The following is a 7,740-nucleotide window of genomic DNA, read 5'->3' on the forward strand; positions in this document are numbered from 1 at the left end:
AAGCCGACCGTAAGCGCAGGCCCGCACACTGCGCCGTATGGAGCTGTATTTCGAGGAGCACGGCACCGGCCCGGGACGGCCGCTGATCCTCGTGCCGGCCGCGCTGTCGGGCATCCGCACGTCGTTCGGCGCGCTGCTGCCGTTGCTGGCCCGCACGCGGCGGGTCGTCGCCGTCGAGCTGCCGGGGCACGGGCGCAGCCCCGACTGCGACGGGCCGTACACCGTCGACGGCTTCGCGGCGCAGGTGGTGCAGCTGCTGGACCGTCTCGGCCTTGCGCGAGCGGACCTTCTGGGCTGGGGCCTAGGCGCCGCGGTCGCCCTGCGGATCGGCACCCACCACCCGGCGCGGGCCGGCCGGCTCGTGCTCGCCTCGCCGGTCTTCGACCGCAGTGGCCTGCACCCCGGGCTGCTCGACGGCGCCGCGCACCTGCGGCCCGAGCACCTGCACGGCTCCGAGCTGCACGAGGAGTACCTGCGTACCGCGCCCGACCCGGCGGGCTGGGACCGCCTCGTCACGAAGATGGCGGTCCTGGACGCGCATCCGCCGCGGTGGACGGCGGCGCAGATCCGCGCCCTGCGGGTCCCCGCACTGGTCGTGGTCGGCGACGCGGACATCGTCCGGCCGGAACATGCCGTGCGGATGTTCCGCCTGCTCGGCGGCGGTGTCCCGGGCGACGTCTGCGCGATGCCGCGCTGCCGCCTCGCGATCCTGCCCGGCACCACCCACGCCTCCCTGCCGCACCGGGCCGGGCTGCTGGTCCCACTGGTTGAGGAGTTCCTCGACGAGGACCTCGCAGACGTACGGACTGGCGGCCGGGTCGCCCGCCGAGCACGCGATGCATTGCCGCCTCGCGCGGATCTCCTGTAACCATCATCACTGCTCAAACCTGCCTCGATCACGCCAACGCTCAACGCAACAGAGCCCAACCGTCTCCTCGCGGAGATGACCGCCTGATCGCACCTTCCACTCACTTTCCACACGCCTTCCACCGCGGACCGACAACCTGGTCTCCGGATGCGCGCCGGCGGATGCCGGCGGCATACGAAAGGAGACAAGGTTCGTGAGAAAAGCACTGGCCCGGTTCGCCGCGGTCCTCGCCGCCCTCGTCATCGTCGCGGTCCAGGCGACACCCGCCCACGCCGTCACCCAGGACCCGCCCAACTGGGGCACCCTGATCGTCGGCAACGGCTGCCCTGACTACATCAGCGTCGGGCCGATCCAGGGCCGCGGGTGGGGCTGCTTCGAACGCTATGGCGACAGGTTCTACGTGTACGCCGGCAACATGACCGACGGAACTCCACGCGTCTACTGGACCAACGACCTCAAGGACGCCGCCGGCAACTGGGTGCCGTACCGCACGGGCGTCTGCTACGGCGAGTACTACGCCGACAGCACCGTCGTCTGCAACAAGGACTTCTACGAGAACTCGACCGTACGGTCGGGAGGTGTCTCGGGCAGCCGGATCCGGTTCTACTACTGGGACAGCAACGGCTCGGGCAGCACCACGACGGTGGTGAACAACGCCTGACCCGGCGCCGGGTGGGCGGGTTGCCGACAGTCCACCCACCCGGCCGTTCGCGAAAAGGTTGCTGGTCGTCTCGAAGCCCGCCGCGAAGAGGAACGCCGCGGTCGTCATCAGCTCGTCCTCGGTGAGCCGCTCCCCGGCCTGCTCGGCGGTGAGCGCGCTGAGCAGGTCGCCGGTGGGCCGCCGGCGACGCTCTTCGGCGAGGTCGGTGAGATACTCGCGGTTCCTGCTGATGCTGCGGGCCGGCGGCCGGCTCGGCGACCGGCAGGTGGTCAGCCGGGCCACCGTCGCCACCATGACCAGCGACCACCTGGCCGGCCTGCGCGGCATACATTCCAGGCCCGGGCTACGGCTTCGGGCTCGGGTTCGCGGCGCGGTTGGCGCACGGCGCGCCGACGCTGGGCTCTCCCGGCGAGTTCAACTGGCTCGGCCGGGCCGCGACCGGCTTCTTCGTCTCGCCCGCCGACGACCTGGTGGGTCTGCTGCTGATCCAGCAGTTCGGCCGTCCTCGGTACTACCAGCCGCTGTTCCGCAACCTTGTGTACCAGGCACGGCACTGACCGGCGGCGAGATGTTCGTAACGTAGCAGGCCCGGCAACCGGCGGCTTCTCGTAAGCTCCCGATGATGATCAGGCAATCCGGAGCAGGCGAGCCGCTCTTCTATCACGACTTCAGCCGCGAGCAGTGGGCTGCACTGCGCGGGGCGACGCCCATGAAGCTGCGTGAGGACGACCTGCAGAACCTGGAGGGCCTGGGCGACGTACTGTCGTTGCGCGAGGTGGAGGAGATCTACCTGCCGCTCTGCCGGCTGCTCAGCCTCCATATCGCCGCGGCTCGCCAGGTCACGCAGGTCACCGGCGAGTTCTTGAACCGGGCCAAGGAGGACGTGCCGTTCGTCATCGGCGTTGCCGGCAGCGTGGGGGTGGGCAAGTCGACGATCGCCCGCGTGCTGCAGGCGCTGCTCGCCGAGCTGCCGCACCGCCCCGTCGTCGACCTGGTGACGACGGACGGGTTCCTCTACCCCAACGCGGTGCTCAACGAGCGCGGCCTGATGAACCGCAAGGGTTTTCCGGAGAGCTACGACCGGCGGGCGTTGATCGGCTTTCTCGCCGCCGTCCGGTCCGGCCGTCCGGACCTGCACGCCCCGACGTACTCGCACGTCGTCTACGACACCATCCCGGACCGTAGCCAGGTGCTCTCGCAGCCGGCCATCCTGATCGTCGAGGGACTGAACATCCTGCAGTCCGTGGCCGGGATGGCCGCCGACGAGGCCCTGGTGTCCGACTACCTGGATTTCACGATCTACGTCGACGCCGACGAGAGCGACATCCGGGAGTGGTACCTGCACCGGTTCATGCTGTTGCGTCGCACGGCATTTCGCGACCCGGCTTCCTACTTCCACCGGTACGCCGGGCTGACCACCGACGAGGCGACGGCGACCGCGGCCCGGATCTGGGCCGAGACGAACCACGTCAACCTGGTGGAGAACATCCTGCCGACGCGTGGCCGGGCCCGCCTGATCCTGGAGAAGGGCCCCGACCACCTGGTGCGCAGGGTCCGGCTGCGCAAAGTGTGAGGGCCGCCGGGACGGTTCGCTGAGCTTGACTGTGGTGCACATCCTATAGACGGATCTCTCAGCGGCGTTCCACCGATACGAGGGTGTGGAATTGGTCCAGGCCATCAGTCTGTCCACGTCGGCGCAGTGCTCCGCCGTCCCGCGGCCGGGGTGGTCGGGTTGACCGCGTGGGATGCCGGGTCGATCGGCATCATCTCCGCCGGCCGGGTGGGCGCCACGCTCGCCGCCGCCCTGTCCCGGGCCGGTCTGCCCGTGGTCGCCGTGGCGGCCCGCTCCACGGCGTTGCGGCGCCGTGCCGAGCAGTTCGTGCCGGACGTCCCGGTGCTCGACCCGCCGAAGGTCGCGGCGTGCGCCGACGTGCTGCTGCTCGCGGTGACCGATGACGCGCTCGGTCCGGTGATCCGTGGGCTGGTCACGGTGCCCGGCGCGGTGCGGGCCGGCCAGATGGTCGCGCACGTGTCCGGCGTGCACGGCACCGCGATTCTGCAGCCCGCACGAGCGGTCGGTGCGCACACGGTGGCGATCTGCCCGGCGATGACGTTCACGGGACGGCTCGAGGAGATCGAGCGGCTGCCCGGGGTCTCGTATGCGACCACCGTCGACGGGGCGCCGGCCCGGGCGGCGGCCCAGGCCCTGATCGCCGGCCTCGGCGGACGGGCCGCTCCCGCCGCGCTCGTAACCGCTGCCGAGTTTCTGAACGCCTTGTGATGCGGTTGCATCATGTGTGGCGGATCCCGAACAGGATGGGCATGCCTCGGCCGCCGGGACAGCCACCTGGAGACGAAGTAAGTAGTCGTCGCCGGCGCTGGATCACCGGCGCTCAGAAGTAGTGCACGGTTGCCGGGGTGGTCACGCTGTACAGGGCGTCGCCGCCGGGCTCGCGGCGACTGTACTGGATGCTGACGGTCATGCGCGCCGGGTCGATGGTGCGCGCCGAGTACCACACGGTTCCGTCTTCGTGCTGCGTCCAGAGGGCGAACCAGCGGTTCACCTCGTCCGGGTCGGTGTCCCGCAGGGCCAGGTACACGCCGACGTGCAGTGCGGCCCGGGCGTGGCCGGCCTCGGCGGCGCGTCGGTACCAGGACTCCGCGAGCTCGTGCAGTCCTCGTCGTCCTTGCAGGTCCCCGATGCTGTACGCGGCGCGCCGGCATGACCGGCCGTTCCGGCGCGCAGGTACATCGGCTCGGCGCGGGGCAGGTCGCCGTCGCGTTCGATCAGCCGCGCCAGCCGGTAGCCGGCGTCGGGGTGGCCTTGTTCGGCGGCTGGCTCGTACCAGCGGAAGGCCTCGGCATCCTCTTCCCGCTGCTCGTGCAGCGCCCCGAGGAGAAACACGCGCGCGGCTCGTCCTGTTCGGCGGCGCGGCGCAGCCACTGCATCGCCTGGGCCTCGTCGTCGTTGAGGTACGCCTGCTTGCCGAGGACCCACTGCGCGGCGGCGTGACCGGCCTCGGCGGCGCCGAGCAGCCATCGCCCGCCGGCCGTCCGCGTTCATCCAGAGCGTGTCAGGCGCGAAGCGCGAGGACGACGACAACTACGAGTACTACGCCGACGTGAAGCTCAAGGCTCCCGGCCAGTGCGTGCAATACGAGGGCTGGATCTTCAGCGGCCGGGACCACGCTGGCGTCGACACCTGGTACTCCAGCCCGTTCAGCTGGTGCAACTGAGCGACCGGTCAAGCGGTGCGGGAAGGCTTGATTGGTCTTCCCGCACCACACCGGCCGTGGCCCTCACCACCGCGGCTGTGCCACGGCGGCATGGGGAGTGCTGTTCGCGGTACCGAGCCTCGTATGGGCGCTCGGGTATGGCTTCGGGGCGTCGACGACGCTCTCGCCGGACCTGCTGCGGCTGGCCGCCGACCGGGGCATCTGGCTTCGCGTCGTGCTCTGGGCGACGGTCGTGCTGAAGCTCGTCGCCGCGGCGATCGGCGCCGGGCCCACGCTGCCGTGGGCACCTCGACCGGACGGTGCTGGTCTGCTGCGGATGGGGCGCCGTCACCGTGCTGACCTGGCACGGCATGCTGTTCGTCGGGCAGGGCATCCTGGTCGAGGCGGGCACGGTCGCGATCGACCCGGCGTTGCGGAGCATCAGCCGCTGGTACCTCGGCCTCTGGGGCCCCTGGTTCGTGCTGGGCGGCCTGGCCTTCGGCGCGGCGGCGCGGGCTCACGTCCTGGCATCGCCCGATCGGCGCCGCGAGCGCGCGGCCGGCATCGTCAGCGCCGCAGGCGGGCTCGGCCTCTCCGTGATCGCCCTCGTCGCGGGCATCGGACAGGGGCTTTCGCGGCCGTCAGCCGGGGCCGGGGTCGTGCAGGCGGCGCCACTCGGCCGGGCGTCGCCGTAGCGGGCGCGGAAGCGCCGGCGTCACCACCGAGGTCCTCCTGGCCTCGGCCGCGCGTGACGACGGCCGAGGTTTCCGGCCGCGCCGATCGGAACCTCGGCAACCGAAGAGCTCCGGCATCCGTCTGTTCCGTAGCATCGTCGAGCCCTGACGGGGCCGGACCGAATTGGAGTACCTCCGTGCCGTCGCGCCGCATCGCCGTACTCGGGTTGACCATCCTGGCCCTGACGCTCGGCGGCAGCCGCAGCAACAGCGGCCCGCCCGCGCCTCCTGCGGCCGCGCCGGCCGCGGCGGTACCGGTGGTCGCCGAGCACCAGGAGCCGACGGTCCAACCGAGCGTGCCGAGCCCCATGGCCTCGCCGTCCGCGTCGTCGCCGGTCATCGCGACCGGCGACGGCCCGGCCGGAACGATGCGCAAGACCGGGTCGGACGCGGTCGCGCTGACCTTCGACGACGGCCCGTGGGACGACACCCCCGCCGTGCTGGACCTGCTGGCCCAGCACCACGTCAAGGCCACCTTCTGCATGGTCGGCCGGCAGGTCGCTGCGCGCGCCGAGATGGTCCGGCGGATGGTCGCCGAGGGGCACACCCTGTGCAACCACTCGTGGAGCCACGACGAGATGCTCCGCACCCGTACGCCCGATCAGATCAGATCCGACATGCAACGCACCATCGACGCGATCCGGGCGGTCGCACCCGGCGCGGTGATCGGCTACTTCCGCGCCCCCGGCGGCAACTGGTCGCCCGACATCGTGAGCATCGCGGCCGGCCTGGGCATGACGTCGATCTCGTGGACCGTCGACCCGCGGGACTGGAGCGGCCCGGGGGTCCAGTCGATCGTCAACACCGTGCTGACGAAAACTCGTTCCGGCGGGATCGTGCTCCTGCACGACGGCGCGGGGCCGCAGACGGTCGCCGCGCTGCGAACGATCCTGCCCGACCTGGCGGGCCGGTTCACCCTGATCGCCCTCCCGGCGCCGACCAGCGTGGCCCAAACCTTGCGATAGGAGACCGCCGGGCAACTCAGCCGTTCCTGACGGCGGCCGGGCTGCACCCGGCCCGTCAGCGGTGCGACGGGCGGGCACGGGTGTCGCCCTGGGGTGCGACGGTGACCAGGCTCGCGGAGCGCTATGTGTCAGTGGACGACGATGGTGGCCGCCGCGTATCACGATTCGGCGGCCACCATGGCCTCGGCATGTCAGCCGTTGAGTCCGGCGTAGATCTGCTCGTTGGCCTCGACGACCGGGGTCGGCTTGGCGATTTTCACGGCGGTGCCGACGGCCGAGTAGGTCGTCGTCATGGTGTCGGCCTTTTCTTCACCGTGCTCCGGCACCGCGAACGACAGCGCGGTGAGCTTGCCCTGGGCGTCGAGGGTGGCGGTGAATGGAATCGCTTTGGCCTTGTCGGCGAGCGCGGCGACCGAGTCGGCGCCGATGCCACCGACGCCGTCGCCGACCTTTGTCGCGTCGAACGTGCCGGTGATCTTCGTGCCGTCCTTCTTGGCGGTGACGATGGCCTTCGCGATGAGCGTCAGGCCGGTCGGGTCCTGCGCAGTGTTGATGAGCAGCTTGTTGAGCGACTGCAGCTTCCCCGGTTCGAAATGAATCCACTTGTTCGCCGCGCCCGGGATCTGGACGCCGTCGAGCTTGGCGTAGTAGTCCTTGCCGACGACCGTGACGCTGACCTTGAGCTTGGCGGCCGGAATGTCGGCGACCTGGGCGATGTTGCCGGCCGTAGGGTCGACCGACCCTTTGACCTGCGGGCCGCTCTTGGCCTTGGTCAGGAACGCGTACGGCTTGGTGGCGAGGTCGGCGATCGCCGCCTCGAACTCGGCGGACCCGGCCGCCGGCTTGGCCGAGGCCGACGCGGCGGGCGCCGCTGCGCCCGTGGTCGCCGGTGTCCCGCCCGCGTTGGACGACGGAGAAGACTCGCCGCAGCCGGCCAGCAAGGTCGCCGCAGCGACGAACGGAACCGCGATACGGTGCAATGCGCGCAAAATGATGCTCCCCTGGATGGTAGTCGCCGGTCAGGGTACGGCAGCCTTGCCGGGGCGTACTACGGTCACAGCTCGGGGCGCCGATGCCCCTATGTTTGTCAAGCGGTTCGTGGGGCCTGATCGGAAGTGTTGAGCTGTCGGATCAGGTGGTAGATCTCGCGGGCGATGTAGCGCTTGATGCAGCGGATGATTTCGCGGCGGGTGTGTCCTTGTGCGGTGCGTCGGTCGAGGTAGTCGCGGGTGCGTTGGTCGGTGCGGGTTCTGGTGAGGGCGATGCGGTAGAGGGCGGCGTTGGCGCGGCGGTCGCC

11 protein-coding genes and 1 pseudogene are annotated in these 7,740 nt (G+C 70.7%); 9 read left to right on the forward strand and 3 right to left on the reverse strand.

Annotated elements, in window-relative coordinates; all coding sequences use genetic code 11:
• Positions 1–37: 37 nt before the first annotated feature.
• From ABZS58_RS46630 to ABZS58_RS46650, 5 genes are all read left to right on the forward strand, one after another.
• Positions 38–868, forward strand: coding sequence for an alpha/beta fold hydrolase (locus ABZS58_RS46630; protein WP_354790810.1), 831 nt, complete (start codon positions 38–40; stop codon positions 866–868).
• A 193-nt stretch (positions 869–1,061) separates the two neighbouring features.
• A complete protein-coding gene (locus tag ABZS58_RS46635) occupies positions 1,062–1,529 on the forward strand; it encodes a hypothetical protein (protein ID WP_354790812.1) in 468 nt (155 codons plus the stop codon).
• 374 nt (positions 1,530–1,903) lie between these two features.
• Positions 1,904–2,086, forward strand: a complete 183-nt coding sequence (locus ABZS58_RS46640) for a hypothetical protein (RefSeq protein WP_354790814.1) — start codon at positions 1,904–1,906, stop codon at positions 2,084–2,086.
• 65 nt (positions 2,087–2,151) lie between these two features.
• Positions 2,152–3,102: a type I pantothenate kinase gene (gene coaA, locus ABZS58_RS46645; RefSeq protein WP_354790816.1), complete on the forward strand. Its 951-nt coding sequence runs from the start codon at positions 2,152–2,154 to the stop codon at positions 3,100–3,102.
• Positions 3,103–3,261: 159 nt separating this feature from the next.
• The gene (locus ABZS58_RS46650) at positions 3,262–3,810 is read left to right on the forward strand and encodes an NAD(P)-binding domain-containing protein (protein WP_354790817.1); all 549 of its coding nucleotides are present in this window, start codon (positions 3,262–3,264) and stop codon (positions 3,808–3,810) included.
• Between the two features lie 112 nt (positions 3,811–3,922).
• Here the strand turns inward: ABZS58_RS46650 and ABZS58_RS46655 are convergent, their stop codons facing one another.
• Positions 3,923–4,129 carry a hypothetical protein gene (locus tag ABZS58_RS46655; RefSeq protein ID WP_354790819.1) on the reverse strand — a complete coding sequence of 69 codons (207 nt, stop codon included), beginning with the start codon at positions 4,127–4,129 and terminating at the stop codon, positions 3,923–3,925.
• A 122-nt stretch (positions 4,130–4,251) separates the two neighbouring features.
• Between ABZS58_RS46655 and ABZS58_RS46660 the strand changes: the two genes are divergently transcribed.
• The 4 genes from ABZS58_RS46660 to ABZS58_RS46675 all read left to right on the forward strand — a co-directional run bounded on the left by ABZS58_RS46660 (position 4,252) and on the right by ABZS58_RS46675 (position 6,443).
• The gene (locus tag ABZS58_RS46660; protein WP_354790821.1) at positions 4,252–4,542 is read left to right on the forward strand and encodes a hypothetical protein; all 291 of its coding nucleotides are present in this window, start codon (positions 4,252–4,254) and stop codon (positions 4,540–4,542) included.
• A gap of 58 nt (positions 4,543–4,600) precedes the next feature.
• Positions 4,601–4,765 (forward strand): hypothetical protein, encoded by a 165-nt coding sequence (locus ABZS58_RS46665; protein ID WP_354790822.1) that lies wholly within the window; start codon positions 4,601–4,603, stop codon positions 4,763–4,765.
• Between the two features lie 332 nt (positions 4,766–5,097).
• Entirely contained in the window at positions 5,098–5,439 is a 342-nt protein-coding gene (locus ABZS58_RS46670) for a hypothetical protein (RefSeq protein WP_354790823.1), read from the forward strand.
• A gap of 206 nt (positions 5,440–5,645) precedes the next feature.
• Positions 5,646–6,443, forward strand: coding sequence for a polysaccharide deacetylase family protein (locus ABZS58_RS46675; protein ID WP_354790824.1), 798 nt, complete (start codon positions 5,646–5,648; stop codon positions 6,441–6,443).
• Positions 6,444–6,634: 191 nt separating this feature from the next.
• Here the strand turns inward: ABZS58_RS46675 and ABZS58_RS46680 are convergent, their stop codons facing one another.
• Positions 6,635–7,432, reverse strand: coding sequence for a hypothetical protein (locus tag ABZS58_RS46680; RefSeq protein WP_354790826.1), 798 nt, complete (start codon positions 7,430–7,432; stop codon positions 6,635–6,637).
• 98 nt (positions 7,433–7,530) lie between these two features.
• Positions 7,531–7,740, reverse strand: a pseudogene (locus ABZS58_RS46685) (IS110 family transposase); the annotation flags it as partial.

It is taken from the genome of Dactylosporangium sp. NPDC005555 (assembly GCF_040605635.1).
GTDB lineage: Bacteria > Actinomycetota > Actinomycetes > Mycobacteriales > Micromonosporaceae > Dactylosporangium.